The following is a 26,610-nucleotide window of genomic DNA, read 5'->3' on the forward strand; positions in this document are numbered from 1 at the left end:
AGCGGGGGGCGCCCCCTTCGACCCGAGGATTCGCGACCGCCGTGTTCGACACTCTCTCCGACCGCCTCGCAGCGACATTCAAGAACCTCCGGGGCAAGGGCCGCCTGTCCGAGGCGGACATCGACGCCACGGCGCGCGAGATCCGCATCGCCCTGCTCGAGGCGGACGTCGCCCTCCCCGTCGTCCGGGCCTTCATCAAGCAGATCAAGGAGCGCGCCGCTGGGGCCGAGGTCTCCCAGGCCCTGAACCCCGCCCAGCAGGTCATCAAGATCGTAAACGAGGAGCTCATCGGCATCCTCGGCGGCGAGACGCGACGCCTGCGGTTCGCCAAGAACCCGCCGAGCGTCATCATGCTCGCCGGTCTGCAGGGCGCCGGTAAGACCACCCTCGCCGGAAAGCTCGGCCTCTGGCTGAAGGGGCAGGGCCACTCCCCGCTCCTGGTCGCGTGCGACCTGCAGCGGCCGAACGCCGTGAACCAGCTGGCCGTCGTCGCCGAACGCGCAGGCGTCGGCGTCTTCGCCCCGGAGCCGGGCAACGGCGTAGGCGACCCGGTCCGCGTGGCCAAGGACTCGATCGAGTTCGCCAAGACCAAGCAGTACGACGTCGTCATCGTCGACACCGCGGGACGCCTCGGCATCGACCAGGAGCTGATGCAGCAGGCCGCGGACATCCGCGATGCCGTCAGCCCGGACGAGGTCCTCTTCGTCGTCGACGCCATGATCGGTCAGGACGCCGTCAACACGGCGGAGTCCTTCCGTGACGGCGTCGGCTTCGACGGTGTCGTCCTGTCGAAGCTCGACGGTGACGCCCGTGGTGGTGCCGCGCTCTCCATCGCGCAGGTCACCGGGCGCCAGATCATGTTCGCCTCCAACGGCGAGAAGCTGGACGACTTCGACGCGTTCCACCCGGACCGCATGGCGTCCCGCATCCTCGGCATGGGCGACATGCTCACGCTGATCGAGAAGGCCGAGCAGACCTTCTCCCAGCAAGAGGCCGAGCAGATGGCCTCCAAGCTGGCGAGCAGCAAGGGCAAGGACTTCACGCTCGACGACTTCCTGGCCCAGATGGAGCAGGTCCGGAAGATGGGCAGCATCAGCAAGCTGCTCGGGATGATGCCCGGCATGGGGCAGATCAAGGACCAGATCAACAACCTGGACGAGCGGGACGTCGACCGCACCGCCGCCATCATCAAGTCGATGACGCCGGGCGAGCGCCATGAGCCCACCATCATCAACGGCTCGCGCCGCGCTCGTATCGCCAAGGGCTCCGGCGTCGAGGTCAGCGCCGTGAAGAATCTGGTCGAGCGTTTCTTCGAGGCGCGCAAGATGATGTCGCGGATGGCCCAGGGTGGCGGAATGCCGGGCATGCCCGGGATGCCGGGCATGGGTGGCGGCGCCGGCAAGCAGAAGAAGAAGCAGAAGCAGGCCAAGGGCAAGCGGAAGTCGGGCAACCCGATGAAGCGCAAGCAGGAGGAGCAGGAGGCCGCCGCCCGCCGCGAGCAGGCGGCTCAGGAGGGTGGCGCCCTGGGCCTCCCCGGGGGCCAGCAGCCGCAGAACTTCGAGCTGCCGGACGAGTTCAAGAAGTTCATGGGCTGACGCCCGCATTTCGTACGTCGCCTGGGGCGCCCCTCTGCCGAGAGGGGCGCCCCAGGCGTTTTCGGAGCAGGTGCCCGACCCCTGTTTGTGTCGTAACGTCCGAATATGAGCAACCCTGTGCCGCCGCGCCGGGCGCCCGACAAACCATGGCGCTCCGAGGGCGCGCCCGAGCCCGAGCCCAAGCCGCCGCCGAAGAAGAAGATGCCGGGTGGCTGGGGCGGGCTCATCCTCACCGCGCTCATCGTCTACCTCATCGCCAACCTCGTACTCTCCTTCTTCAACGAGGGCGACGAGCCGACGATCTCGTACACGGAGTTCAGCAAGCAGGTCGACTCCGGGAACGTCACGAAGATCTACTCCAAGGGCGACGCGATCCAGGGGCAGCTCAAGAAGGAGCAGGAGAAGCCGGGCGACGAGAAGGGGAAGTACACCAAGTTCACCACTCAGCGCCCCGCCTTCGCCGACGACAAGCTCTGGGACGACCTCACCAAGCACGACGTCACCGTCACCGCCGAGCCGGTCGTCCAGGAGCGCAGCTTCCTCTCCAACCTGCTCATCTCACTCGCCCCGATGCTGCTCCTGGTCGTCCTGTGGATCTTCATCGCGCGGCGGATGAGCTCGGGCATGGGCGGCGCGGGCGGCATGCTCGGGCGCAAGGCGCCGCCGAAGCCGGTGGAGCTCGAACCCGGCGACAAGCGCACCACCTTCGACGACGTCGCGGGCATCGACGAGGTCGAGGGCGAGCTCAGCGACGTCGTCGACTTCCTGAAGAATCCCGGGGCCTATCGCGAGATGGGCGCCAAGATGCCCGGAGGCGTGCTGCTCGCGGGCCTGCCCGGCACCGGCAAGACGCTGCTCGCGCGGGCCGTCGCCGGTGAGGCGGGGGTGCCCTTCTTCTCGGCGTCCGCCTCGGAGTTCATCGAGATGATCGTGGGCGTCGGCGCGTCGCGCGTACGTGAACTCTTCGCCGAGGCGAGGAAAGTCGCGCCGTCCATCATCTTCATCGACGAGATCGACACCATCGGACGGGCGCGTGGCGGCGGCAGCGGGATGGGCGGGCACGACGAGCGCGAGCAGACGCTGAACCAGATTCTCACCGAAATGGATGGTTTCTCGGGCTCCGAGGGCGTCATCGTCCTCGCGGCCACCAACCGCGCCGACATCCTCGACCCGGCCCTGACCCGCCCCGGCCGCTTCGACCGGGTCGTCACCGTCAGCCCGCCCGACCGCGGCGGACGCGAGGCCATCCTCAAGATCCACACCCGCGAAATCCCGATGGCGAGCGACGCCGACCTCGCCCAAGTAGCGCGTACGACACCGGGGATGACCGGCGCGGAACTCGCCAACCTGGCCAACGAAGCCGCCCTGCTCGCCGTCAAGCGCAAGCAGAAGGAAGTGACGCAGTCCGACCTCTCCGAGGCCCTGGAGAAGGTCCAGCTCGGCGCCGAACGGCCGCTGGTCATGCCCGACGAGGAGCGGCGGCGCACGGCGTACCACGAGAGCGGACACGCTCTCCTTGGCATGCTCCAGCCCGGCGCCGACCCGGTCCGGAAGATCACCATCGTGCCCCGGGGACGTGCCCTCGGCGTCACGCTGTCGACGCCGGACGTCGACAAGTACGCGTACACGGAGGAGTACCTGCGCGGCCGGATCGTCGGCGCCCTGGGTGGCATGGCGGCCGAACACGTCGTCTTCGAAGTCATCACCACGGGCGCGGAGAGCGACCTCGAACAAGTCACCAACATCGCCCGCGGCATGGTCGGCCGCTGGGGCATGAGCGAGCGCGTCGGCAGGCTCTCCGCGCTGCCGAACGACGCCCAGCAGGCCTACGGGCTCTCGGCCGCCCCCGGCACCCTCGACGTGATCGACCACGAGATGCGCCGCATCGTCGACGAGTGCTACGAGAGCGCGTGCCGACAACTGAGGGACCACCGCGACCAGTTGGACGCCCTGGCCACCGCGCTCCTGGACAACGAGACGCTGGAGGAGGAGGCGGCGTACCGGATCGCCGGCATCACCCGGCTCACCAAGGATGCCGACTAGAGGGCGGAAGCCGGCCCGCTACCGCGTACGCGCGATCAAGTACCGGAAGACGTTCGGCATCCAGATGGTTCCGTCCCGTCGCTTGTGCGGATGTAGGGCCTCCGTCAGCTCCTTGTCGACCTGTACCTGATCCGTCGCACCCACCGCGGCGTCGAACAGTCCCGTCGAGAGCAGACCGCGGGCCGCGCTCTCCGTGTCCGCGTACCCGAAGGGGCACGCGACGCGGCCCGAGCCGTCCGGCTTGAGGCCCGCCCGCTGGGCGACCTCCTCCAGGTCGTCGCGGAGCGCGGGACGCCAACTTCCCGTACTACGGAGGGGGTCGGCGAGTTTGGTCGCCACCCTCAGTACAGAAGAGGTCGTGCAGCGCTCCGGCGGACCCCATCCGGCGAGGACCACGGGCGTGCCGTGGCCGGTCAGTGGGACGGTGGCCTCCAGAAGGCCGGAGAGGCCCTCGGAGTCGCCCGCCGTGCAGCCGATCGGCTGGAACGCGGTCACCAGGTTGAACGCGGGCACATCCGGCCCCGAGACGTCGTCGGGGCCGCCCTCCACGAGCCGGGTGTCACCGTGCGGTCGCATGTCCGAGCCCGTGACCGGCAACAGGCGTTCGCGCGCCAGGGCGAGCCGTTCGGGCGCCGAAGGGTCGACGCCGGTGACCGACGCACCCCGTGAGGCCGCCATCAGGAGGGCGAGTCCGGAACCGCAGCCGAGGCCGAGAAGCCGTGTTCCGCTGCCTACTTCGAGTCGTTCGTACACCGCTTCATAGAGCGGAACCAGCATCCGTTCCTGGATCTCCGCCCAGTCACGCGCGCGTGCGCACCGGTCCACACCACGGGGGGTCGTGCCCGCGCGGGGGAGGTGCGACTGCGCGAGTGTAGGTGTCATCGAAAGCGCCCCAATCCGCCGAGAGTTGCAGGAGTGTCGTATTCAAACGGTTCGTCCGCCCCCGTGCAGTGCGCTCGCACTCCCCCCGTATGCCAGAGAACTCCGCATCCGTCGTGGAGTCCAGAGGTTGTGGGGCAATGCTTGCGTGCCACCGTCGTGCGCCCCCTGGAGGAGCCCCGGAGGAATTCAATTCACGCTCTCCGGAGGCCCGCCGTACCATGCGCGCCATGGCTAAGGCACCCGTTCTCACGCCCCGGGCGGAAGACTTTCCGCGCTGGTACCAAGACCTGATCAACAAGGCCGAGCTGGCCGACAACGGGCCGGTGCGCGGCACCATGGTGATCCGGCCTTACGGCTACGGCCTGTGGGAACGCATGCAGCAGGACATGGACGCCCGCATCAAGGAGACGGGCACCCAGAACGCGTACTTCCCCCTCCTCATCCCCCAGTCGTACCTGACCAGGGAAGCCGAGCACGTCGAAGGCTTCGCCCCCGAACTGGCCGTCGTCACGCACGGAGGCGGCAAGGAGCTGGAGGAGCCGGTCGTCATCCGCCCCACCTCCGAGACGATCGTCAACGAGTACTTCTCGAAGTGGGTGCAGAGCTACCGGGACCTGCCGCTCCTGATCAACCAGTGGGCGAACGTGGTCCGTTGGGAGCTGCGGCCCCGCCTCTTCCTGCGGACCTCGGAGTTCCTCTGGCAGGAGGGCCACACGGCCCACGCGACGTACGAAGAAGCACGCGACTTCGCGGCCCGCATCCACAAGGACGTCTACGGAGCCTTCATGCGGGACGTCCTCGCGATGGACTTCGTCCTGGGCCGCAAGACCGCCCAGGAGCGCTTCGCGGGCGCCATCAACACCCTCACCCTCGAAGGCATGATGGGCGACGGCAAGGCCCTTCAGCTCGGCACGAGCCACGAGCTCGGCCAGAACTTCGCCAGGGCCTTCCACACCCAGTACCTCTCCAAGGAAGGCAAGCAGGAGCTCGTCTGGCAGACCTCCTGGGGCAGTACGACGCGGATGATCGGCGCCCTGGTGATGATGCACGGCGACGACAGCGGCCTGCGGGTCCCGCCGCGCCTGGCGCCCGTCCAGGCCGTCGTCCTCGCCATCAAGGGCGACGACGCGGTGCTCGCCAAGGTCCACGAGATCGGCGAGCGCCTGAAGGCTGCGGGCGTACGCGTCCAGGTCGACGACCGCACGGACACCCCCTTCGGGCGACGCGCCGTCGACTGGGAGCTCAAGGGAGTGCCGGTCCGCGTCGAGGTCGGCCCGCGCGACCTGGAGAACGGCACCGCGATGCTGGCCCGCCGCATCAAGGGAGGCAAGGAGCCGGTCGCGATCGACTCCCTGGCGGCGCTGCTGCCCACGGTCCTCGAAGAGGACCAGAAGCTGCTCCTGGACCAGGCCCGTGAGCGCCGGGAGGCCCGCACCGCGGACGTCACCACCGTCGACCAGGCCGTTGAGGCCACGGCCGCCGGCGGCTGGGCGCGCATCCCGTGGGCCGCGCTCGGCCCGGAGGGAGAGACGGAGCTTGCCGAGCACTCCGTGTCCGTACGGTGTCTGGTCACGGAGGACGGGGCGGTGCCGGACGCGGATGAGACCCCGGGTAACGTCGCTGTGGTCGCCCGCGCTTACTGACGAGCGCGCGCAAGCCAGGTGCGCGGGGCCCGACTACGCGCCGGGGCGTACGCGCTACTACGTACCGGCTTGCCATGACCTGCGAGGCTTCTGGGCAGATCAGCGCACCCGCCCTCGTCCGGACGCATCAATGGCAACTGACGGGTACGTGCAAATTATTTGGGATGCCCCGGAATGGAACCCCTGGGCGCCCCGGCTCGTTGTTCACGACGTGAGCACGACACCACCTGTTCTCGCCGCAGAGCTGGCACAGGCGTGGGCCGATATTCAGCGGCACCACCCCGAGCTGCCCGATCTTGCCGCGCCCGAATCCCTGATCGGAGAGTCGTCGTCCGCCTGCGGCGCCGAACTCTCCTTCGAGCGACTGCTCCATGAGGCAGTCCATGGCATCGCCGCGTCACGCGGCGTACGCGACACCTCACGCGCGGGCCGCTATCACAACCGCAGATTCCTCGCGATCGCCGAGGAGCTGGGCCTGGACCATCCCGAGGAGCCGCACCCCAGCAGTGGCTTCTCGCTGGTCACGCTCAACCCCGAGGCGAGGAAGCGCTACCGCCCGACGATCGAGCGGCTCCAGCGCGCCCTCAAGGCACACACCGCGGCGACCGCAGCCGACACGGCACGCAGCTTCCGGGGCCCGGCCGCCCGGCACGGCTCCTCCGGGGGCGGCGTCCGCGTCAAGGCGGTCTGTGACTGCGGGCGCAACGTCCGCGTGGTCCCGTCGGTCCTCGCCCAGGCGCCCATCGTCTGCGGCGGCTGCGGCAAGCCATTCCGTATTCCGGAAGTGGTCGGCGCTGCCGCCGGCTGACGGGGGCTGAGCTGGAGCTGTGTCGGTCGGGGCGCCCGGACCCGTTTCGGACGCCCCGGCGACGTATGGCACAATGGCTAGCTGTACTCGACAGCCGCATAGGAACCCTCTCGCCTCCGGCTGACGCGTCCATCGGGCACCCCGAGTACCGCAACCCCACGTGGCATCTCGTTGTGCCCAACCACGTCAAGACCAGGAGACACCACTCCAGTGGCAGTCAAGATCAAGCTGAAGCGTCTGGGCAAGATCCGTTCGCCTCACTACCGCATCGTCGTCGCCGACTCCCGTACCCGCCGTGATGGCCGGGCCATCGAGGAGATCGGCCTGTACCACCCGGTGCAGAACCCCTCGCGCATCGAGGTCGACTCGGAGCGCGCGCAGTACTGGCTCTCCGTCGGCGCTCAGCCGACCGAGCCGGTCATGGCGATCCTGAAGCTCACCGGTGACTGGCAGGCGCACAAGGGCCTTCCGGCCCCGGCGCCGCTGCTCGTCGCCGAGCCCAAGGACAAGCGCGCCGCGTTCGAGGCCTTCACCAAGGGCCTCGAGGGCGACGAGGCGAAGGGTGAGGCCATCACCCAGAAGGCCAAGAAGGCTGACAAGAAGGCGGACGCGGCCGAGGCCGCGCCCACCGAGTCGACCGAGGCCTGAGCATGCTCGAGGAGGCTCTCGAGCACCTCGTGAAGGGCATTGTCGACAACCCCGACGACGTGCAGGTCGCCTCGCGCAACCTGCGCCGGGGGCGTGTGCTCGAGGTCCGGGTCCACCCGGATGACCTCGGCAAGGTGATCGGCCGCAACGGCCGTACCGCGCGCGCTCTGCGGACCGTCGTGGGCGCCATCGGCGGCCGTGGTGTCCGCGTCGACCTCGTCGACGTGGACCAGGTTCACTGAACCACAGGTAGCACCGGCACGGGCCGGGGAGGGCTTCTGGGCCTTCCCCGGCCCGTAGTCGTCTGTAGTCGTCTGTAGCCGTCTGCAGTCGCCCGCGGGGCCCTTCCGTAGGCACACGACAGGAGAGAAAAGCAGTGCAGCTGGTAGTCGCGCGGATCGGCCGCGCCCATGGCATCAAGGGTGAGGTCACCGTCGAGGTGCGCACCGACGAGCCGGAGCTGCGGCTCGGTCCCGGCGCCGTCCTCGCCACCGACCCCGCCTCCACGGGGCCGCTGACCATCGAGACCGGCCGGGTGCACAGCGGCCGCCTGCTGCTGCGCTTCGAGGGCGTACGCGACCGCACGGGCGCCGAGGCGCTGCGCAACACGCTGCTGATCGCCGAGGTCGATCCGGAAGAGCTCCCGGAGGACGAGGACGAGTACTACGACCACCAGCTGATGGACCTCGACATCGTCACCAAGGACGGGATCGAGGTCGGCCGGATCACCGAGATCTCTCACCTGCCCTCGCAGGACCTGTTCATCGTGGAGCGGCCCGACGGCAGCGAGGTGATGATCCCCTTCGTGGAGGCGATCGTCACCGAGATCGACCTGGAGGAGCAGCGGGCGATCATCGACCCGCCGCCGGGTCTGATCGACGACCGCGCGGAGATCGCATCCGCCAGGGACGACGAGGCTCCTTCGGGGGACGACGCCTGATGCGGCTGGACGTCGTCACGATCTTCCCCGAGTACCTGGAACCCCTGAACGTCTCCCTCGTCGGCAAGGCACGCGCGCGTGGCCAACTCGACGTGAACGTGCACGACCTCAGGGAGTGGACGTACGACCGGCACAACACGGTCGACGACACCCCCTACGGCGGCGGCCCCGGCATGGTCATGAAGACCGAGCCCTGGGGCGCGGCCCTCGACGACGTGCTCGCCGAGGGGTACGAGGCGGGGGCCCACGGGCCCGTCCTGGTCGTCCCCACGCCCAGCGGACGCCCCTTCACCCAGGAACTCGCGGTCGAGCTCTCCGAGCGGCCCTGGCTGGTCTTCACGCCCGCGCGCTACGAGGGCATCGACCGCCGCGTCATCGACGAGTACGCGACCCGGATGCCCGTCTACGAAGTGTCGATCGGCGACTACGTCCTCGCGGGCGGCGAAGCAGCCGTCCTGGTCGTCACCGAGGCCGTGGCCCGGCTCCTGCCCGGAGTCCTCGGCAACGCCGAGTCCCACCGCGACGACTCCTTCGCCCCCGGCGCCATGGCGAACCTCCTCGAAGGCCCCGTCTACACCAAGCCTCCCCAGTGGCGCGGCCACGGCATCCCCGACGTGCTGGTCAGCGGCCACCACGGCAAGATCGCGCGCTGGCGCAGGGACGAGGCGCTGCGGCGCACGGTCCACAACAGGCCCGACCTGATCGAGCGTTGCGACCCCGCGGCCTTCGACAAGAAGGACCGCGAGATGCTCTCGATCCTGGGATGGCGGCCGGGCCCCGACGGCCGATTTGGGCGAGACCCCGAGGCCGTGGAAGAATAGGCCGCTGCTGTACGTCCAGCGTGCGCCCCTGCCACAGGGGGAACGACGCCCGCCCGACGCGAACAGCTATCGAATCCTCATCACGAATCTCCCGCTGATGACCTGTGGCATCAGTGAAGAAAGCAGACGATCATGGCTAACCTGCTCGACTCCGTCGACAGCGCTTCGCTGCGCACCGACATCCCGGCCTTCCGCCCGGGTGACACCGTCAACGTCCACGTCCGCGTCATCGAGGGCAACCGCTCCCGTGTGCAGCAGTTCAAGGGCGTAGTCATCCGTCGCCAGGGTGCCGGCGTGCGCGAGACCTTCACGGTCCGCAAGGTCTCCTTCTCCGTCGGCGTGGAGCGCACCTTCCCGGTGCACACCCCGATCGTCGAGAAGATCGAGCTCGTCAGCCGCGGCGCCGTGCGTCGCGCGAAGCTGTACTACCTCCGTGAGCTGCGCGGCAAGGCCGCGAAGATCAAGGAGAAGCGCGACAACTGAGCTCGCGCACGGGTCCACAGCGGAGCCGGATAGCATCTGGCCCCGATGGACACCGAAGCACAGCACACGGAGCGCGACCGCTCCTCCCCACCCACCGATTCCCCGAGCGCCGAGCGCGACGGGGAGTCCGCGGGGGCGGAGGACCGGTCGCGCTCCGCTTTTATGTCCTTCGTCTCCTGGGTACCCGGCGGCAGAGCCACGCTGACACTGCTGATCTGCACGGTGTTCCTGCTGCTCGTGAGCACCTTTGTGATGCAGCCGTTCGCGATCCCCAGTGGCTCCATGGAGCCCGCGTTCCGGGTCGGAGACCGGGTACTCGTCAACAAGTTGGCGTACCGTTTCGGTTCCGAGCCGCAGCGAGGTGACGCGGTCGTCTTCGACGGCAGCGGTTACTTCGGGGATGCCGACTACATCAAGCGGGTCGCAGGGGTGGGGGGAGACCGGGTGGTCTGCTGCGACGAGCGGGGGAGGATCAAGGTGAACGGCGAGCCTGTCGACGAGCCTTATCTGTTCCCGGGGGACGCCCCCTCGAAGGTGCCCTTCGTCGCCGTCGTGCCCGAAGGCAGCCTGTTCCTCCTCGGTGACCACCGCAGCGACTCCCGTGACTCCCGCGACCACCTGGGCCAGCCCGGCGGCGGCATGATCCCCGTCGACTCCGTGATCGGCAGAGCCGACTGGATCGCCTGGCCCATCGGGCACTGGACGTCCCTGGAGCGGCCCGACAGCTACGCGCGCGTGCCGGCACCAGGCGGCGCGCATGGGTAACCGCGGGCGGTCACGCGCTGCCAGTCACCGGGCCGACACCCGGCTGCCGACCGGATCCAGGCCGACCACCGGTCCCGTGCTGCCCGGAAGGGCCGAGCGGCGCAAGCTCGCCCGGAAGGTCAAGCGGCGCAGGCGACGCTCGGCGATCAAGGAGATACCGCTCCTCATAGGAGTCGCGCTGCTGATAGCCCTGGTCCTGAAGACCTTCCTGGTGCAGGCCTTCGTGATCCCCTCGGGCTCGATGGAGCAGACGATCAAGATCGGCGACCGCGTCCTCGTCGACAAGCTCACCCCGTGGTTCGGCTCCAAGCCCGAGCGCGGCGACGTCGTCGTCTTCGAGGACCCCGGCAACTGGCTCGAGGATGAACAGACCAAGAAGAAGGACGACCCCGTAGGCGTCAAGCAGGTCAAGGAAGGTCTGTCCTTCATCGGGCTGCTGCCGTCCGACAACGAACGGGACCTCATCAAGCGCGTGGTCGGCGTCGGTGGTGACACCGTGAAGTGCTGCGACAAGAACAAGAAACTCACGGTCAACGGAGTCCCGCTCACCGAGCCGTACATCAATCCGGGTGATGAGCCGTCGTCCTTCGAGTTCGAGGTGAAGGTCCCCGACGGGCGCCTGTTCGTCATGGGAGACCACCGCTCGGACTCGGCCGACTCCCGTTTCCACCGCACCGAGAAGTTCAGCGGCACCGTCTCGGAGGAGAGCGTGGTGGGGCGCGCGCTCGTCATCGCCTGGCCCTTCGACCACTGGCGCAAGCTGGAGGAGCCCGAGACGTACGCCTCCGTGCCCGACGCGGGTGCGGGGTCGCCCACTGCCCTCGGGGCGTCGCATAGGGTGGCTCCCGGCGATCGATACGGATTGACCGGACTCCCGACCCCTGCGGAACTCCCGCTCGTTATGGGAGTGGTGGGCCTGCATCGCATCTGGAGCGGGCAACAGCACGGACTGAGGAGTGGATGTGGGGGATGTGGCGGTCGGCGCACGATCCGGACACGGTGGGCCCGAGGAGCCAGGGCGATCAGACGAGCCGGAGGACGGGGCCGCGACGGACGGCGTGACCCCCGGGCGGGACGCCGCGGGCGCCAGCCCCGCAGCCGCTGAGTCCGACGGGAAGCCGGCCAAGGGGGCGAAGAAGCCCCGCTCCTTCTGGAAGGAGCTGCCGCTCCTCATCGGCATCGCGCTGATCCTGGCCCTGGTGATCAAGACCTTCCTGGTGCAGGCGTTCTCGATTCCCTCGGACTCGATGCAGAACACGCTCCAGCAGGGCGACCGCGTCCTGGTGGACAAGCTGACACCGTGGTTCGGCTCCGAGCCCGAGCGCGGCGAGGTCGTCGTCTTCAGGGACCCCGGGCACTGGCTGGACGGTGAGCCGACGCCCGACCCGAACGCGATTCAGAGGGTCCTCGGATGGGTCGGTCTGATGCCGTCCGCCGACGAGAAGGACCTGATCAAGCGGGTCATCGCGGTCGGCGGCGACACGGTGGAGTGCAAGGGCACAGGACCGGTGAAGGTCAACGGCAAGGCGCTGAACGAGCCGTACGTCTTCGAGGGCAACACCCCGTGCAGCGTCGACGACCAGGGCGGTCAGTTCAAGATCACCGTCCCCGCGGGCAAAATCTGGGTCATGGGTGACCACCGGCAGAACTCGCTGGACTCCCGCTACCACCAGAACCAGCCGGGCGGCGGCGCCGTCCCCGTGGACAACGTCGTGGGCCGCGCCATCGTCATCGCCTGGCCGCCCACCCGCTGGGCGACGCTGCCCAAGCCCGACACCTTCGACCAGCCGGGCATCAACGCCGCGATGAGCGCGGCACCGGCGGCCCTCGGGCTCGCGGGTGCGGTTCCGGTCGTGCTCTGGCGCAGGCGTCGGCTCACCGTGGCCGCTGCGCAGGCCGCGAGGGTTTCTGGCGGAGGTACCGCCGGGTAGGGTGCCGTCCCAGATCGCTGATCTTCCGTTCTCCTGTTCGTAGGGGCGCGGGGTCGACTCCGATATGGGGGAGCACTGGGATGAGCAGGACACAACGTACGGACGAGGGCCACGGACGGCTCGGCAGCACGCTGTCGGGACTGGCTGTGGCCCTCGGCTGTGTGCTCTTCCTGGGAGGCTTCGTCTGGGGCGCCGTCCTGTACCAGCCGTACACCGTGCCCACCGGCTCGATGACGCCGACGATCGGCGCGGGCGACCGGGTCCTGGCCGAGCGGATGGACGGCACTGACGTGCGCCGGGGCGATGTCGTCGTCTTCCGGCAGGCGAGCTGGGGCGACCTGCCGATGGTCAAGCGCGTGGTCGGCGTCGGCGGCGACCGGATCTCCTGCTGCACGGACGGCAAGCTGATGGTCAACGGCAAGCAGGTCGCAGAACCGTATCTTCCCGAGGGCAAGGGCGCCGCGGCCACCGGAATCCCGGCCACCACGGTCCCCAAGGGTAACCTCTTCCTGCTCGGTGACGAGCGCAGCGGCTCCCTGGACTCCAGCGTGCATCTGGGCGACTCCAACCACGGCTCGGTGCCGCGGAGCGCGGTGGAGGGGCGGGTCGACGCGGTGGCCTGGCCGACGGAGAGGTTCGGGACGCTGGAGCGCCCCGAGGGCTTCGCGGACATGCCGGGCGGCATCTCCGAACCGGGTCCCGTGCGGCTCATGGTGTGGGCGGTCGTGGCCGGTGCGGTCCTCATCCTGGGCGGCGCCGCGTACGGCCCGGTGGCCAAGCGGATGCGGCGCGGGCGCGAGCGTACGCAGAGCCGTGACCGTTCGGGGGCGACCGCCCATGTCGGCTGAGCCGCAGCCCGGGGCTCAGCCGGAGCCCGAAGCGCTGCGCAAGGTCGCGCGGGTGGTGCTGCTCGACCCGCAGGACCGGATCCTCCTGCTGCATGGCCACGAGCCGGAGGACAGGGCGGATGACTGGTGGTTCACGCCGGGCGGCGGTCTTGAGGGCGAAGAGACGCATGAACAGGCCGCGCTGAGAGAACTGATGGAAGAGACGGGCATCACCGAGGTCGAGCTCGGCCCCGCCCTGTGGCAGCGGATCTGCTCCTTCCCCTTCGCCGGACGGCGCTGGGACCAGGAGGAGCGGTACTACCTGGCGCGTACGTCACAGACGTCCACGCAGGCCACAGGGCTGACGGAGCTGGAACAGCGGAGTGTCGCCGGAGCGCGTTGGTGGACGTGCCAGGAACTGACCGAGGCACATGAGACGGTGTATCCGACCAGGCTCGCCGAGCTGCTTCGCAGGCTGCTCGACGAGGGTCCTCCGAGTCGGCTCGAGACCCTCGACACGGAAATCGTGTAGAGGCTCCAGGGGCTGACGCACAATAGGGGGACGCAAGGCTGAAGGGGAACATGCCATGAGCGCCGAGGACCTCGAGAAGTACGAGACCGAGATGGAGCTGAAGCTCTACCGGGAGTACCGCGATGTCGTCGGTCTGTTCAAATATGTGATCGAGACCGAACGGCGCTTCTATCTCACCAACGACTACGAGATGCAGGTGCACTCGGTCCAGGGTGAGGTTTTCTTCGAAGTATCCATGGCGGATGCCTGGGTCTGGGACATGTACAGGCCCGCACGGTTCGTGAAGCAGGTGCGTGTCCTCACCTTCAAGGACGTGAATATCGAGGAGCTCAACAAGAGCGATCTCGAGCTGCCGGGAGGCTGAGCCCGCTGAGGTCAGCCGGCGTCTTCCGCTGAGGTCGGTAAGAGCCCCCGCTGAGGTTCACCGCGGCGGGTGAGCGAGTTATCCACAACGCGTGAGTCATCCACCAAGATCCACATCGCTCGGGGCCGAGGCCCAGTGTGGGTGTCGGAGGTGGTGCCGACATGAACGCACGGGGGGCACTCGGGCAGTACGGCGAAGACCTGGCCGCGAGGCGGCTGGGCGAAGCCGGGATGACGGTTCTGGAGCGCAACTGGCGCGGTGGCAGGACCGGCGAGATCGACATCGTGGCCATGGACGGCGAAGCGCTGGTCGTCTGTGAGGTCAAGACGCGCAGGGCCGGCCTGGTCGGCTCGGGGGTCTATCAGCATCCGATGGCGGCCGTGGGCCGGGCCAAGGCGGAGCGGTTGCGGCGCCTCGCCGAGCGCTGGATCGAGGAGCGCGGCGGTCCACCGCCGGGCGGAGTGCGGATCGACCTCGTCGGCGTGCTGATCCCACGCCGCGGCGCCCCTGTCGTGGAGCACGCGCGGGGGGTGGCCTGATGGGCTTCGCACGTACGTGTTCCGTGGCGCTGGTGGGCGTCGAGGGCGTGGTCGTCGAGGTGCAGGCAGATCTGGAGCCCGGTGTCGCGGCGTTCACGCTGGTCGGGCTCCCGGACAAGAGCCTGACGGAGAGCAGGGACCGGGTCAGGGCCGCGGTGGTCAACTCGGGCGGGGAGTGGCCCCAGAAGAAGCTCACGGTGGGGCTCAGCCCGGCTTCGGTGCCCAAGGGAGGCAGTGGCTTCGATCTCGCGGTGGCCTGCGCGGTGCTCGGTGCGGCGGAGCGGATCGATCCGCGGATCCTCGCGGACATCGTGATGGTCGGTGAGCTGGGGCTCGACGGCCGGGTGCGGCCGGTCCGTGGCGTGCTGCCCGCAGTCCTCGCGGCGGCGGACGCGGGCTATGAGCAGGTCGTCGTCCCGGAGTGCACGGCGGCCGAGGCCGCGCTGGTGCCGGGGGTCTCGGTGCTCGGGGTGCGCAGCCTGCGGCAGCTGATCGCCGTGCTGACCGACGAGCCGGTGCCGGAGGAGGAGCCGGACGAGCCGGGGCGGCCCGACCCCATGCTCGCGGGGCTCTGCGTGCCGGGGACCGGCGTGGGCACGGGGCTCAGCGGCGGTCTGGACGACGCCCTTGCCCTGGACCTCGCCGATGTCGTCGGGCAGGCAGCGGCCCGCACCGCCGTGGAGGTGGCGGCCACGGGCGGGCACCACCTCTTCCTTCAGGGACCGCCGGGCGCGGGAAAGACCATGCTCGCGGAGCGGTTGCCCGCGATCCTGCCCCGGCTGACCAGGGAGGAGTCCCTGGAGGTGACCGCCGTCCACTCCGTGGCGGGCATGCTGCCGCCGGGCAAGCCCCTGGTGGACACCGCGCCCTACTGCGCGCCGCACCACTCCGCGACGATGCAGTCGTTGGTGGGCGGCGGCAAGGGGGTCGCGCGGCCCGGGGCGGTCTCGTTGGCCCACCGTGGCGTGCTCTTTCTCGACGAGGCGCCGGAGTTCAGCGGCCAGACCCTGGACTCCTTGCGTCAGCCCCTCGAATCGGGCCACGTCGTGATCGCTCGCAGTGCGGGAGTGGTGCGGTTGCCCGCGAAATTCCTCATGGTCCTCGCGGCCAACCCCTGCCCCTGCGGTCGGCACACGCTGCTGGGCGACGGCTGCGAATGCCCGGCGTCCATCGTCCGCCGCTACCAGGCGCGGCTCTCGGGCCCGCTGCTCGACAGGGTCGATCTGAAGGTCGCGGTGGAGCCCGTCACACGATCCGAGCTCGCCGGGTCCGGCCCGCGGGGCGACTCCACGCAGACAGTCGCCGACCGGGTGCGCATCGCCCGGGAGAGAGCGGCGGCAAGACTGAGCGGCACGGGCTGGCGGACGAACAGTGAGGTGCCGGGGCACGCGCTGCGCACGCGGTGGCCCGCCGAGCCGGGAGCCCTGGACGCCGCGGAACTGGACCTGGAGCGTGGCTTCCTGACCGCCCGTGGGCTCGACCGCGTCCTGCGGGTCGCCTGGACCGTCGCGGACCTTGCGGGCCGGGACCGGCCTGCGGCCCAGGACGTCGCCTTGGCGCTGCAGTTGCGTACGGGGGTGTCGCGCGGCGTGCCGATGGCGATCGGGGCGCTGACATGACCTCTGCGGGGGGATCGGCCGCCTCGGGGGAGAAGCGTCTGGCGAGGGCCGCCCTGACCCGGATCCTCGAGCCGGGGGACGAGGTGGGCGGGCGGTGGTTGCGGGAGACCGGGGCCGTCGAAGTGGTGCGGCGGCTGGCCGAGGGGGAGGAGCGGCTGGACGGGGTGACTCCGGCGCGGTGGGAAGGGCTGCGGGCGCGGGCAGCGAAGGCGCAGCCGGAGCGGGACCTGGCGATGGCGCGGGACGCGGGGGTGCGGTTCGTGTGCCCGGGGGAGGCCGAGTGGCCCGTCCAGCTGGACGACCTGGGGGACGCGCGGCCGGTGGGGCTGTGGGTGCGGGGGCAGCCCAGCCTGCGGATATGGGCGCTGCGGTCGGTGGCCGTGGTCGGCGCCAGGGCCTGCACGGAGTACGGGGCGCACATGGCGGCCGCCCTCGGCGCGGGGCTCGCGGAGCGGGGCTGGGTGGTCGTGTCGGGCGGCGCCTATGGGGTGGACGGGGCCGCTCACCGGGGAGCGCTGGGGGCCGGTGGGGCCACGGTGGCCGTGCTCGCGTGCGGGGTCGACCGTGCCTATCCGCGAGGACATGCCGAGTTGATCAAGAGGATCGCGGAACAGGGGCTTGTGGTGGGGGAGTTGCCGCCGGGAGACCACCCGACGCCGAGCAGATTCATCCTCCGTAACCGTGTGATTGCCGCCCTCACCCGGGGCAGCGTCGTCGTCGAGGCCGCCTATCGCAGCGGCGCGCTCGCCACGGCGCGCAGTGCGCAGGCGCTCGGCCGGTTCACGATGGGGGTGCCTGGCCCCGCGACCAGTGGTCTCTCGGCGGGGGTGCATGAACTGCTGCGGGGTGACGGCGTCCTGGTGACCGACGCGGCGGAAGTCGTCGAGCTGGTGGGCGACATGGGCGAGCTCGCACCCGAGCGGCGCGGCCCCGTCGTGCCGCGCGATCTGCTCACCCCGGACGCCGCGCGTGTCCTGGCGGCGCTGCCCGCCCGGGGGAGCGCGTCGGCCAGGGAGATCGCCCTTGGCGCGGGCACGGTGGTGGACGAAGCAATCGGTCGGCTGTACGAGTTGCGCTCACTGGGGTTCGTCGAACGACACGGCGACAGCTGGCAGTTGACACGCCAGGCGATCGTGTCGGTCTTCCCGGAGGGAGGGGGATCGTGACCGAGCGTGTTCGGCCGTCCGGATGAACCCCGACACCCTTGGAGATGCGCGTAGTTGGCGCTCCGCGGTCGTCACGTACGGCGACGAGGGGGACTCGGTGGGGCGGCCAGCGGAACGTATCTGCGTACGCGAGATCCCCTATTGTTCGCACACTGCGACACTCCAGTCACGCTACGCTCACAAGGATTCCGACGCGGACAGGCAGCCACACGCAACCACAGGCAAACAGACGGACAACCTCATTCACTTCACGCGAACTCACCACCTCGCGGGCGCGGGCGAATCCATCGGCCCGCACGACCTCACCAGTTCACGGCAGAACGGCTCAAGGCGACGCATGCCCCAGCACACCTCAGGGTCCGATCGGGCGGCAGTTCCTCCCGCCGCCCGTAGTGGCGAGCGGGAGCGGCCCCCCGCACCCTCGTCGCTGGACGAGCTGTGGCGGTCGTACAAGGAGACGGGGGACGGGCGGCTGCGCGAGCAGTTGATCCTGCACTACTCGCCGTTGGTCAAGTACGTCGCGGGCCGGGTCAGCGTGGGGCTGCCGCCCAATGTCGAGCAGGCGGACTTCGTCTCGTCCGGGGTGTTCGGGCTGATCGACGCGATCGAGAAGTTCGACATCGAGCGGTCCATCAAGTTCGAGACGTACGCGATCACCCGTATCCGTGGCGCGATGATCGACGAACTCCGGGCGCTCGACTGGATTCCCCGGTCCGTGCGGCAGAAGGCGCGCAACGTCGAGAGGGCCTACGCCACGCTCGAGGCGCAGTTGAGGCGGACGCCGTCCGAGAGCGAGGTAGCCCAGGAGATGGGGGTCGCGCTGGAGGAACTGCACGCCGTTTTCAGCCAGTTGTCGCTGGCGAACGTCGTGGCTCTGGAGGAGCTCCTGCACGTCGGCGGCGAGGGCGGCAATCGCCTGAGCCTGATGGACACGCTCGAGGACACCGCTGCCGACAACCCCGTGGAGGTCGCCGAGGACCGCGAGCTGCGGCGGCTGCTCGCGCGCGCGATCAATACGCTGCCGGAGCGGGAGAAGACCGTCGTCACGCTCTACTACTACGAAGGCCTCACGCTCGCCGAGATCGGCAATGTGCTCGGTGTGACCGAGAGCCGGGTGAGCCAGATCCACACGAAATCGGTGCTCCAGCTGCGGGCGAAGCTGGCGAGTTTCGGCCGCTGAGCGCGCTGAATCGTCCCTGCCCCGGCCTGCGCCGCGCGGTGCGGGCACGGGCTTCTCCGGAGTGGATCGACTCCCGTCCCGGCGTCCACGTCCGTAGAGTGGAGGGCGTGCCAAGGATTCGAGCGGCCTCTGTGGCCGAGCACCGGTCGATGCAGCGCGGCGCCCTCCTGGACGCCGCGCGGTCCCTGCTGTCCGAGGGCGGTACGGAGGCGTTGACCTTCCCCGCCCTCGCCGAACGCACGGGGCTCGCACGGTCATCCGTGTATGAGTACTTCCGGTCGCGTGCCGCGGTCGTGGAGGAGCTCTGCGAGGTCGACTTCCCCGTCTGGGCGGCGGAGGTCTCGGCGGCGATGGAGCGGGCGGACTCCGCCGAGGGCAAGGTCGAGGCGTACGTCCGGCGACAGCTGACCCTGGTCGGGGACCGGCGGCACCGAGCTGTGGTCGCCATCTCGGCCAGCGAGCTGGACGCCGGTGCGAGGGAGAAGATCCGCGCTGCGCACGGCGGCCTGATCGCCATCATCGTCGAGGCGCTCGAGACGCTGGGGCACGAGCAGCCCCGGATGGCGGCGATGCTGCTGCAGGGCATCGTGGACGCCGCGGTCCGGCGGATCGAGCTCGGCGTCGCCGAGGAGCCGACCGCCATCACGGAGGCGGCGGTCGCCATGGCGTTGAGGGGTGTGCGGGGCTGAGGCTCCGGATATCGGCGGCCGGCAGCGCGACGCCCGTCCGAGCCAAGCCGGGCCCCGTCCGCGCCAAGCCCAGCCCCGCCGTCCGAGCCAAGCCCGACCCCCTCCACGCCGGGAGCAATCCCGGACGCGGCGCGAGCAAGCCTGCCCGCGCCGCGAACAACCCCGGACGCGCCGCCCGCATCGCGAACAACCCCGGACGCGGCACATCGATCACCGGCAGCAAGCGGGACGCCCCGCGCCGCAGTAGCCACGGTGGCAGCAGTGACAGCGGGTCCAGATATGCCTCGGCCCTCAGCAGGCCCCAGTGGAGGCAGCTGCCCCGGCAGTGGCCCGTGGGGAGTTCCAGTACCCCCAGCGCCTCGCCCACCGCCACTTCGTCGCCCTTCTCGACCGCGGCCCGCAGCGGCTCGTACGTCGTGCGCAGGGGTGGATCCCCCGTGCCCGCCAGCTCCACCGCGATCACGCCTCGGCCCGCCACCCGCCCGGCGAAGGAGACCCTGCCCGGAGCCGCCGCCCGGACCACGGAGCCCGGCGGCGCCGCGAGGTCCACGCCCCGGTGACCCCGGCCGTACTCCGTCGCTGGCGGCTCCCAGCCCCGTACGACAGGAGGCCGTACCCCCACGGGCCACGCACCGCCCACCTTCGGCACCGGCTCCCCGGCGGGCCCGGCGGACCCGGCGGCACCAGCGGGCAGTGCCACCCCAGCGATCAGCGCCACGGTCAGCGCCACAATCAGCAGCAGCGCCAGGCTCAGACTTCTCCGCATGTGAGACATGCCAGAACCGTCCCGCGCCCGGCCCCTCCGCAGGGATCATGGCTCGGATCTGTGGATGACCAGCCGGTTGTGGACAGCGGCGTCACCCGCTGCCTCGCGGGTCCCGTACACTTCTTGTGGCGATCCGGGTCACCGGGTCGACTTCGCACGCCCCGACACCAGGCCATGAAAAGCCAGGTGCCAGCGCCTCTCGGTCCTTTGTGGCACGGCGCATCGCGGGCGTCAGGCGCGACCGCCATCCGGCGGACGCGGCACAACCGAGAACACCAAGGAGTACGGCCATGGCCGTCGTCACGATGCGGGAGCTGCTGGAAAGCGGCGTCCACTTCGGTCACCAGACCCGTCGTTGGAACCCGAAGATGAAGCGCTTCATCTTCACGGAGCGCAACGGCATCTACATCATCGACCTGCTCCAGTCGCTGTCGTACATCGACCGCGCCTACGAGTTCGTCAAGGAGACCGTCGCCCACGGCGGCACGGTCATGTTCGTCGGCACGAAGAAGCAGGCGCAGGAGGCCATCGCCGAGCAGGCGACCCGCGTCGGCATGCCCTACGTGAACCAGCGCTGGCTGGGCGGCATGCTCACCAACTTCTCGACCGTCTACAAGCGCCTGCAGCGCCTGAAGGAGCTCGAGCAGATCGACTTCGAGGATGTGGCCGCGTCCGGCCTCACCAAGAAGGAGCTGCTCGTCCTCTCCCGCGAGAAGGCCAAGCTGGAGAAGACCCTCGGCGGTATCCGCGAGATGTCCAAGGTGCCCAGCGCCGTCTGGATCGTGGACACCAAGAAGGAGCACATCGCTGTCGGCGAGGCCCGGAAGCTCAACATCCCGGTCGTCGCGATCCTCGACACGAACTGTGACCCCGACGAGGTCGACTACAAGATCCCGGGCAACGACGACGCGATCCGCTCCGTCACCCTGCTCACCCGCGTGATCGCCGACGCCGTCGCCGAGGGCCTCATCGCCCGTTCCGGCGTCGCCACGGGCGACCAGAAGCCGGGCGAGAAGGCCGCCGGCGAGCCGCTCGCCGAGTGGGAGCGTGACCTGCTCGAGGGCGAGAAGAAGGCTGACGAGCCCAAGGCCGACGAGCCGAAGGCCGCCGAGGCCGAGGCCGAGGCCGAGGTTCAGAAGTCCGCCGAGACGGAGAAGGCCGCCGACGCCGAGCAGGCCGAGGCCCCCGCCGAGGTTGCTGCCGCCGAGGCCCCCGCCGCGGAGACCGAGCAGGCCTGACCTTCACAGGTTCGGTAGTTGACGGCGGGGGCCCTCAGGCCCCCGCCGTTCACCCGTAGATCTTTCAGACCTCCGAAAGAGAATTTCAGGATCATGGCGAACTACACCGCCGCTGACGTCAAGAAGCTCCGTGAGCTCACGGGCGCCGGCATGATGGACTGCAAGAAGGCGCTCGACGAGGCCGACGGCAGCGTCGACAAGGCCGTCGAGGCCCTGCGCATCAAGGGCCAGAAGGGCGTCGCCAAGCGCGAGGGCCGCTCCGCCGAGAACGGCGCCGTGGTCTCCCTCATCGCCGACGACAACACTTCCGGCGTGATCGTCGAGCTGAAGTGCGAGACGGACTTCGTCGCCAAGGGCGAGAAGTTCCAGGCCGTCGCGAACTCGCTGGCCGCGCACATCGCCAAGACGTCCCCCGCCGACATCGAGGCGCTCCTCGCGTCCGAGATCGAGGCCGGCAAGACCGTCCAGGCGTACGTCGACGAGGCCAACGCCAACCTCGGCGAGAAGATCGTCCTGGACCGCTTCGCCCAGTTCGCGGGCACGTACGTCACCGCGTACATGCACCGCACCATGCCCGACCTGCCCCCGCAGATCGGTGTCCTGGTCGAGCTGGACAAGGCCGACGCCGACCTCGCCAAGGGCATCGCGCAGCACATCGCCGCCTTCGCGCCGAAGTACCTCTCCCGTGAGGACGTCCCGGCCGAGGTCGTCGAGTCCGAGCGCCGCGTCGCCGAGGAGACCACCCGCGCCGAGGGCAAGCCCGAGGCCGCGCTGCCCAAGATCGTCGAGGGTCGCGTCAACGGCTTCTTCAAGGAGGCCACCCTCCTCGGTCAGCCGTACGCGCTCGACAACAAGAAGTCCGTCCAGAAGGTTCTGGACGAGGCCGGTGTCACCCTGAAGCGCTTCTCGCGCATCAAGGTCGGCATCTGAGTCCGTACCGCGATCGACGGTAGACCCCGCTAGGGTCGACAGCGGTCGCCCGCGTACCCCACGTGGTGCGCGACGTACGACCGCAGATCTGACGAGGAGGCCATTGCCGAGCATGGGATGCGAACAACACCCCACCGGCAGTGGCCTTCTTCGTATGTGCGCCGAGCAAAAAGAAGCGAGAACTCCATGACCACCAAGGCCGACACAAACAGTGGTGACGACAAAGTCGCCGGTCGTTTCCTGCTGAAGCTCTCCGGCGAGGCATTCGCCGGCGGGGGAGGCCTTGGCGTCGACCCCGACGTGGTGCACGCGATCGCCAAGGAGATCGCCGCGGTCGTCCGTGACGGTGCCCAGATCGCGGCCGTCATCGGAGGCGGCAACTTCTTCCGCGGCGCCGAACTGCAGCAGCGCGGCATGGACCGTGCGCGCTCCGACTACATGGGCATGCTCGGCACCGTCATGAACTGCCTTGCGCTGCAGGACTTCCTGGAGAAGGAAGGCATCGAGTGCCGTGTCCAGACCGCCATCACGATGGGCCAGGTCGCGGAGCCGTACATCCCGCTGCGCGCCGTACGGCACCTGGAGAAGGGCCGTGTGGTCATCTTCGGCGCCGGTATGGGCATGCCGTACTTCTCCACCGACACGACCGCGGCGCAGCGCGCCCTGGAGATCGACGCCGAGGCCCTGCTCATGGGCAAGAACGGTGTCGACGGGGTCTACGACTCCGACCCCAAGACCAACCCGGACGCGGTGAAGTACGACGCGCTCGGCTACGGCGAGGTCATCACCCGCGACCTGAAGGTCGCCGACATGACCGCGATCACCCTGTGCCGCGACAACAAGTTGCCCATCCTGGTCTTCGAGTTGCTGACCACCGGCAATATCGCCCGTGCCGTCAAGGGTGAGAAGATCGGCACACTCGTGGGCGACGAGGGCACCCGCGCCTGATCTCGGCGCCGCCCCCGAGGGATGGACAAAGCCCTGCCGGTCGGACACGGTGCAGGGAAAAGAGACGCGACGCAGCCGACACCCCATGGACTCCCCCTACTTCACCGTGTGGGGGCGCCCGCAGCCCACTCACAACACGCAGGAGCAAGTGGTGATCGAAGAGACCCTCCTCGAGGCCGAGGAGAAGATGGAGAAGGCCGTCGTGGTCGCCAAGGAGGACTTCGCCGCGATTCGCACAGGCCGTGCGCACCCGGCGATGTTCAACAAGATCGTGGCCGACTACTACGGCGCCCTTACGCCGATCAATCAGCTGGCCTCGTTCTCGGTGCCCGAGCCGCGGATGGCCGTGGTGACCCCGTTCGACAAGAGCGCGCTGCGCAACATCGAGCAGGCGATCCGCGACTCCGACCTCGGCGTCAACCCGAGCAATGATGGAAACATCATCCGGGTGACGTTCCCCGAGCTGACGCAGGACCGTCGCAAGGAGTACATCAAGGTCGCCAAGACCAAGGCCGAGGACTCCAAGATCTCGATCCGCTCCATCCGCCGCAAGGCCAAGGAAGCGATCGACAAGGCCATCAAGGACGGCGACATCGGCGAGGACGAGGGGCGTCGCGCGGAGAAGGAGCTCGACGACACCACCGCGAAGTACGTCGCCCAGGTGGACGAGCTGCTCAAGCACAAGGAAGCCGAGCTGCTCGAGGTCTGAGGGCTCGAGGTCTGAAGACTGAGGAATCCGATCCGTGAACGACTCTTCCTGGGGGGCGCCTCCCAGAGCCGGGTACTGGGGTCCGCCCGACCAGGGCCCTGCTCAAGGGGCTGCCCCGGCAGGTCCCGCGTACGATGCGCATGAATCCCTGTATCCAGCAGAGACGCAGCCCATGCCCATCGTGCCCGACGTGCCTGACGTGCCGGACGTGCCTGACGTACCCCAGGAGCCCATGCCCAGCGCAGCACAGCCCGCCCCCGAGGCGCCGCGAGCGCCTCAAGCGCCCAAGGCGCCGCAGAAGAAGAGCGCGGGCCGTGATCTCGGGGCGGCCATAGGAGTCGGCGTGGGGCTCGGCGCGGTGATCGTCGCGTCGCTCTTCATCGTGAAGGCCGTCTTCATCGGCGTCATAGCGGTCGCCGTCGTGGTCGGTCTCTGGGAGCTCACCTCGCGGCTCCAGGAGCGCAAGGGCATCAAGGCGCCGCTGGTCCCGCTCGCGGTGGGCGGCGCCGCGATGGTCGTCGCCGGATACGTCCGCGGTGCCGAGGGCGCCTGGGTAGCCATGGCGCTCACGGCGCTCGCGGTGCTCGTCTGGCGGATGACCGAACCGCCCGAGGGCTATCTGAAGGACGTCACGGCGGGCGTCTTCGCGGCGTTCTACGTCCCGTTCCTCGCCACGTTCGTGGCGCTGATGCTCACCGCGGACGACGGCCCGCAGCGGGTGCTCACGTTCCTGCTCCTGACCGTGGTCAGCGACACCGGGGCGTACGCGATCGGCTGGCGCTTCGGCAAGCACAAGCTCGCCCCGCGCATCAGCCCCGGCAAGACCCGCGAGGGCCTGGTCGGCGCGGTGACGTTCGCGATGGCGGCGGGCGCGCTGTGCATGGAGTTCCTGATCGACGGCGGCACGTGGTGGCAGGGGCTGCTCATCGGCTTCGCCGTCGCCGCGAGCGCGACGCTCGGTGACCTCGGTGAGTCGATGATCAAGCGGGACCTCGGCATCAAGGACATGGGCACGCTGCTCCCGGGCCACGGGGGCATCATGGACCGCCTCGACTCGCTGCTGCCGACCGCGCCGGTGGTGTGGCTGTTGCTTGTCATCTTTGTGGGGTCTGCCTGACCTGCGTCTTTGCAGGAAGAAGACTTCGTAGGAAGAAGACTTCGCAGGGAGAAGGGCTTGCTTTCCTACGTGAAGGGCTCACCGTCCAGCAGGACGGCGGGCCCTTTTCCGGTGACCGGCGTCACACCCGGCCCCTGTCAGCAATGGGGGCGCCATCTCGTTCAAGGGGCACGCGAACGAGACAGGAGCAACGCCATGAAGCACCGCATCGTCGTACTCGGCGCCGGATACGCCGGGGCCTTCGCCGCCGGGAACCTGGCCCGCCGGCTGTCCCCCGCGGACACCGAGATCACCGTCGTCAACGCCGTGCCCGACTTCGTCGAGCGGATGCGGCTCCACCAGGTGGCGAGCGGACAGGACGTCACGTTCCGCAAGCTCGCCGACGTGTTCGCGGGCACTGGGGTGCGGCTGCGCCTGGCTCAGGTCACCGGTGTCGACCCCGAGCGCAGGACTGTCGCGGTGGCTGACGAGAACGGCGACGGAGGGCGCGGCGACGGAGAGGGCGGTGACGGAGGGGGCGGCGAGCTCGCGTACGACACCCTTCTCTACGCGCTCGGCAGTTCCGTGGCCCACCACGGCGTCCCCGGTGCGGCCGAGTACGCCTTCGACGTGACAGGCCGGCCCTCGGCGCTGCGGTTGCGCGAGCGCCTGGCGGCCCTGGGCGAGGGCGGCACCGTCCTTGTCGTCGGTGAGGGGCTCACCGGCATCGAGACCGTCACCGAGTTCGCCGAGTCCCGGCCCGACCTCTCGGTGGCGCTGGCCGCCCGCGGCGAACTGGGCGCGTGGCTCTCCCCGAAGGCCCGCCGTCACCTGCGCCGGGCCTTCGACCGGCTCGGTGTCACCGTCCACGAGCACACCGCGATCGAAGCCGTCGAGCCGACACGGGCGATCACCGCCGACGGTACGGCGATCCCGGCCGACGTGACGGTGTGGTCGGCCGGATTCGCCGTGCACCCCATCGCGGCGGCAAGCGGCCTGGAGGTCGCAGAGTCCGGCCAGATCGTCGTCGACCGCACCATGCGCTCGGTCTCGCACCCGGATGTCTACGCGGCCGGTGACTGCGCCTACGCGATCGGCGAGAACGGCCGCCCGCTGCCGATGTCGTGCGCATCGGCCGGCTTCACCAACATGCAGGCGACCGCAGCGATCATCGCGCGCCTGACGGGCGGTGAGGTCCCGACCGTCGGGCTGAAGTACTACGGCAACCACATCAGCCTCGGGCGGCGGGACGCGATCTTCCAGATGGTGGACGGGGACGTCCGGTCGAAGGCCTGGTATCTGGGCGGCAAGGCCGCCGCGCGGCTCAAGGCGGGCGTGCTGGTCGGGGCCGGGTTCGGCATCGCACACCCGACCTTCGGCATGCCGAAGCGGAAGCGCCGCCTGGCCACCGCATCCGACCGGCCCGGCGTGAGGGTCGCCGCCTAGGC

Annotated in this window: 27 protein-coding genes and 1 pseudogene; 26 read left to right on the forward strand and 2 right to left on the reverse strand. The window is 69.6% G+C overall.

Annotated elements, in window-relative coordinates:
- Positions 1 to 41 precede the first annotated feature (41 nt).
- On the forward strand, positions 42 to 1,595 hold the full coding sequence (ffh, locus tag AC5P1C_RS28855; protein ID WP_493868862.1) for a signal recognition particle protein: 1,554 nt from the start codon (positions 42 to 44) through the stop codon (positions 1,593 to 1,595).
- 105 nt (positions 1,596 to 1,700) lie between these two features.
- Entirely contained in the window at positions 1,701 to 3,638 is a 1,938-nt protein-coding gene (gene ftsH, locus AC5P1C_RS28860) for an ATP-dependent zinc metalloprotease FtsH (protein WP_493868863.1), read from the forward strand.
- An 18-nt stretch (positions 3,639 to 3,656) separates the two neighbouring features.
- Here ftsH and AC5P1C_RS28865 read toward each other — a convergent pair whose 3' ends face one another.
- Positions 3,657 to 4,520, reverse strand: coding sequence for a class I SAM-dependent methyltransferase (locus AC5P1C_RS28865; RefSeq protein WP_493868864.1), 864 nt, complete (start codon positions 4,518 to 4,520; stop codon positions 3,657 to 3,659).
- 227 nt (positions 4,521 to 4,747) lie between these two features.
- Between AC5P1C_RS28865 and proS the strand changes: the two genes are divergently transcribed.
- From proS to AC5P1C_RS28955, 18 genes are all read left to right on the forward strand, one after another.
- On the forward strand, positions 4,748 to 6,163 hold the full coding sequence (gene proS / locus AC5P1C_RS28870) for a proline--tRNA ligase (RefSeq protein ID WP_493868865.1): 1,416 nt from the start codon (positions 4,748 to 4,750) through the stop codon (positions 6,161 to 6,163).
- Positions 6,164 to 6,374: 211 nt separating this feature from the next.
- The gene (locus AC5P1C_RS28875) at positions 6,375 to 6,971 is read left to right on the forward strand and encodes a hypothetical protein (protein ID WP_351165389.1); all 597 of its coding nucleotides are present in this window, start codon (positions 6,375 to 6,377) and stop codon (positions 6,969 to 6,971) included.
- Positions 6,972 to 7,181: 210 nt separating this feature from the next.
- Complete coding sequence (gene rpsP / locus AC5P1C_RS28880; protein ID WP_493868866.1) at positions 7,182 to 7,619, forward strand: 30S ribosomal protein S16; 438 nt, start codon at positions 7,182 to 7,184, stop codon at positions 7,617 to 7,619.
- A gap of 2 nt (positions 7,620 to 7,621) precedes the next feature.
- Entirely contained in the window at positions 7,622 to 7,861 is a 240-nt protein-coding gene (locus AC5P1C_RS28885) for an RNA-binding protein (RefSeq protein WP_030361979.1), read from the forward strand.
- Between the two features lie 134 nt (positions 7,862 to 7,995).
- Positions 7,996 to 8,559: a ribosome maturation factor RimM gene (rimM, locus tag AC5P1C_RS28890; protein WP_493868867.1), complete on the forward strand. Its 564-nt coding sequence runs from the start codon at positions 7,996 to 7,998 to the stop codon at positions 8,557 to 8,559.
- Positions 8,559 to 9,380 (forward strand): tRNA (guanosine(37)-N1)-methyltransferase TrmD, encoded by an 822-nt coding sequence (gene trmD, locus AC5P1C_RS28895; RefSeq protein ID WP_493868868.1) that lies wholly within the window; start codon positions 8,559 to 8,561, stop codon positions 9,378 to 9,380. Before rimM ends, trmD begins: the two co-directional genes overlap by 1 nt.
- 132 nt (positions 9,381 to 9,512) lie before the next feature.
- The gene (rplS, locus tag AC5P1C_RS28900) at positions 9,513 to 9,863 is read left to right on the forward strand and encodes a 50S ribosomal protein L19 (RefSeq protein ID WP_160507458.1); all 351 of its coding nucleotides are present in this window, start codon (positions 9,513 to 9,515) and stop codon (positions 9,861 to 9,863) included.
- A 45-nt stretch (positions 9,864 to 9,908) separates the two neighbouring features.
- Positions 9,909 to 10,628, forward strand: a complete 720-nt coding sequence (gene lepB, locus AC5P1C_RS28905; protein WP_493868869.1) for a signal peptidase I — start codon at positions 9,909 to 9,911, stop codon at positions 10,626 to 10,628.
- Positions 10,621 to 11,733 carry a signal peptidase I gene (gene lepB / locus AC5P1C_RS28910; RefSeq protein WP_493868870.1) on the forward strand — a complete coding sequence of 371 codons (1,113 nt, stop codon included), beginning with the start codon at positions 10,621 to 10,623 and terminating at the stop codon, positions 11,731 to 11,733. Before lepB (AC5P1C_RS28905) ends, lepB (AC5P1C_RS28910) begins: the two co-directional genes overlap by 8 nt.
- Positions 11,687 to 12,559: a signal peptidase I gene (gene lepB / locus AC5P1C_RS28915; RefSeq protein ID WP_493868871.1), complete on the forward strand. Its 873-nt coding sequence runs from the start codon at positions 11,687 to 11,689 to the stop codon at positions 12,557 to 12,559. The genes lepB (AC5P1C_RS28910) and lepB (AC5P1C_RS28915) overlap by 47 nt, the downstream gene beginning before the upstream one ends.
- Before the next feature lie 80 nt (positions 12,560 to 12,639).
- Complete coding sequence (gene lepB / locus AC5P1C_RS28920) at positions 12,640 to 13,407, forward strand: signal peptidase I (RefSeq protein WP_493868872.1); 768 nt, start codon at positions 12,640 to 12,642, stop codon at positions 13,405 to 13,407.
- Positions 13,397 to 13,918: an NUDIX hydrolase gene (locus tag AC5P1C_RS28925; RefSeq protein WP_493868873.1), complete on the forward strand. Its 522-nt coding sequence runs from the start codon at positions 13,397 to 13,399 to the stop codon at positions 13,916 to 13,918. The genes lepB (AC5P1C_RS28920) and AC5P1C_RS28925 overlap by 11 nt, the downstream gene beginning before the upstream one ends.
- A 55-nt stretch (positions 13,919 to 13,973) precedes the next feature.
- Positions 13,974 to 14,282: a DUF2469 domain-containing protein gene (locus tag AC5P1C_RS28930; protein ID WP_003965949.1), complete on the forward strand. Its 309-nt coding sequence runs from the start codon at positions 13,974 to 13,976 to the stop codon at positions 14,280 to 14,282.
- Positions 14,283 to 14,443: 161 nt separating this feature from the next.
- Positions 14,444 to 14,821, forward strand: a complete 378-nt coding sequence (locus AC5P1C_RS28935) for a YraN family protein (RefSeq protein ID WP_493868874.1) — start codon at positions 14,444 to 14,446, stop codon at positions 14,819 to 14,821.
- Positions 14,821 to 16,440: a YifB family Mg chelatase-like AAA ATPase gene (locus AC5P1C_RS28940; protein WP_493868875.1), complete on the forward strand. Its 1,620-nt coding sequence runs from the start codon at positions 14,821 to 14,823 to the stop codon at positions 16,438 to 16,440. The genes AC5P1C_RS28935 and AC5P1C_RS28940 overlap by 1 nt, the downstream gene beginning before the upstream one ends.
- Positions 16,437 to 17,606: a DNA-processing protein DprA gene (dprA, locus tag AC5P1C_RS28945; protein WP_493868876.1), complete on the forward strand. Its 1,170-nt coding sequence runs from the start codon at positions 16,437 to 16,439 to the stop codon at positions 17,604 to 17,606. Before AC5P1C_RS28940 ends, dprA begins: the two co-directional genes overlap by 4 nt.
- A gap of 337 nt (positions 17,607 to 17,943) precedes the next feature.
- Positions 17,944 to 18,786, forward strand: a complete 843-nt coding sequence (gene whiG / locus AC5P1C_RS28950) for an RNA polymerase sigma factor WhiG (protein WP_493868877.1) — start codon at positions 17,944 to 17,946, stop codon at positions 18,784 to 18,786.
- 131 nt (positions 18,787 to 18,917) lie between these two features.
- Positions 18,918 to 19,475, forward strand: coding sequence for a TetR/AcrR family transcriptional regulator (locus AC5P1C_RS28955; protein WP_493868918.1), 558 nt, complete (start codon positions 18,918 to 18,920; stop codon positions 19,473 to 19,475).
- Between the two features lie 193 nt (positions 19,476 to 19,668).
- On the opposite strand, the pseudogene AC5P1C_RS28960 reads toward AC5P1C_RS28955, so the two are convergent.
- Positions 19,669 to 20,241, reverse strand: a pseudogene (locus tag AC5P1C_RS28960) (peptidoglycan DD-metalloendopeptidase family protein); the annotation flags it as partial.
- Between the two features lie 290 nt (positions 20,242 to 20,531).
- Here AC5P1C_RS28960 and rpsB point away from each other — a divergent pair.
- The 6 genes from rpsB (at position 20,532) to AC5P1C_RS28990 (ending at position 26,608) form a co-directional block, all read left to right on the forward strand.
- Positions 20,532 to 21,479 (forward strand): 30S ribosomal protein S2, encoded by a 948-nt coding sequence (rpsB, locus tag AC5P1C_RS28965; RefSeq protein WP_493868878.1) that lies wholly within the window; start codon positions 20,532 to 20,534, stop codon positions 21,477 to 21,479.
- 93 nt (positions 21,480 to 21,572) lie between these two features.
- Positions 21,573 to 22,409: a translation elongation factor Ts gene (gene tsf, locus AC5P1C_RS28970; protein WP_493868879.1), complete on the forward strand. Its 837-nt coding sequence runs from the start codon at positions 21,573 to 21,575 to the stop codon at positions 22,407 to 22,409.
- A gap of 186 nt (positions 22,410 to 22,595) precedes the next feature.
- Positions 22,596 to 23,357 (forward strand): UMP kinase, encoded by a 762-nt coding sequence (gene pyrH / locus AC5P1C_RS28975; RefSeq protein WP_344525377.1) that lies wholly within the window; start codon positions 22,596 to 22,598, stop codon positions 23,355 to 23,357.
- 151 nt (positions 23,358 to 23,508) lie between these two features.
- Entirely contained in the window at positions 23,509 to 24,066 is a 558-nt protein-coding gene (gene frr, locus AC5P1C_RS28980) for a ribosome recycling factor (RefSeq protein WP_127829926.1), read from the forward strand.
- Positions 24,067 to 24,100: 34 nt separating this feature from the next.
- Positions 24,101 to 25,183 (forward strand): phosphatidate cytidylyltransferase, encoded by a 1,083-nt coding sequence (locus AC5P1C_RS28985; RefSeq protein WP_493868880.1) that lies wholly within the window; start codon positions 24,101 to 24,103, stop codon positions 25,181 to 25,183.
- A gap of 195 nt (positions 25,184 to 25,378) precedes the next feature.
- A complete protein-coding gene (locus AC5P1C_RS28990) occupies positions 25,379 to 26,608 on the forward strand; it encodes an NAD(P)/FAD-dependent oxidoreductase (protein ID WP_493868881.1) in 1,230 nt (409 codons plus the stop codon).
- The last annotated feature ends 2 nt before the right edge of the window (positions 26,609 to 26,610 follow it).

It is taken from the genome of Streptomyces sp. A18, assembly GCF_059026065.1.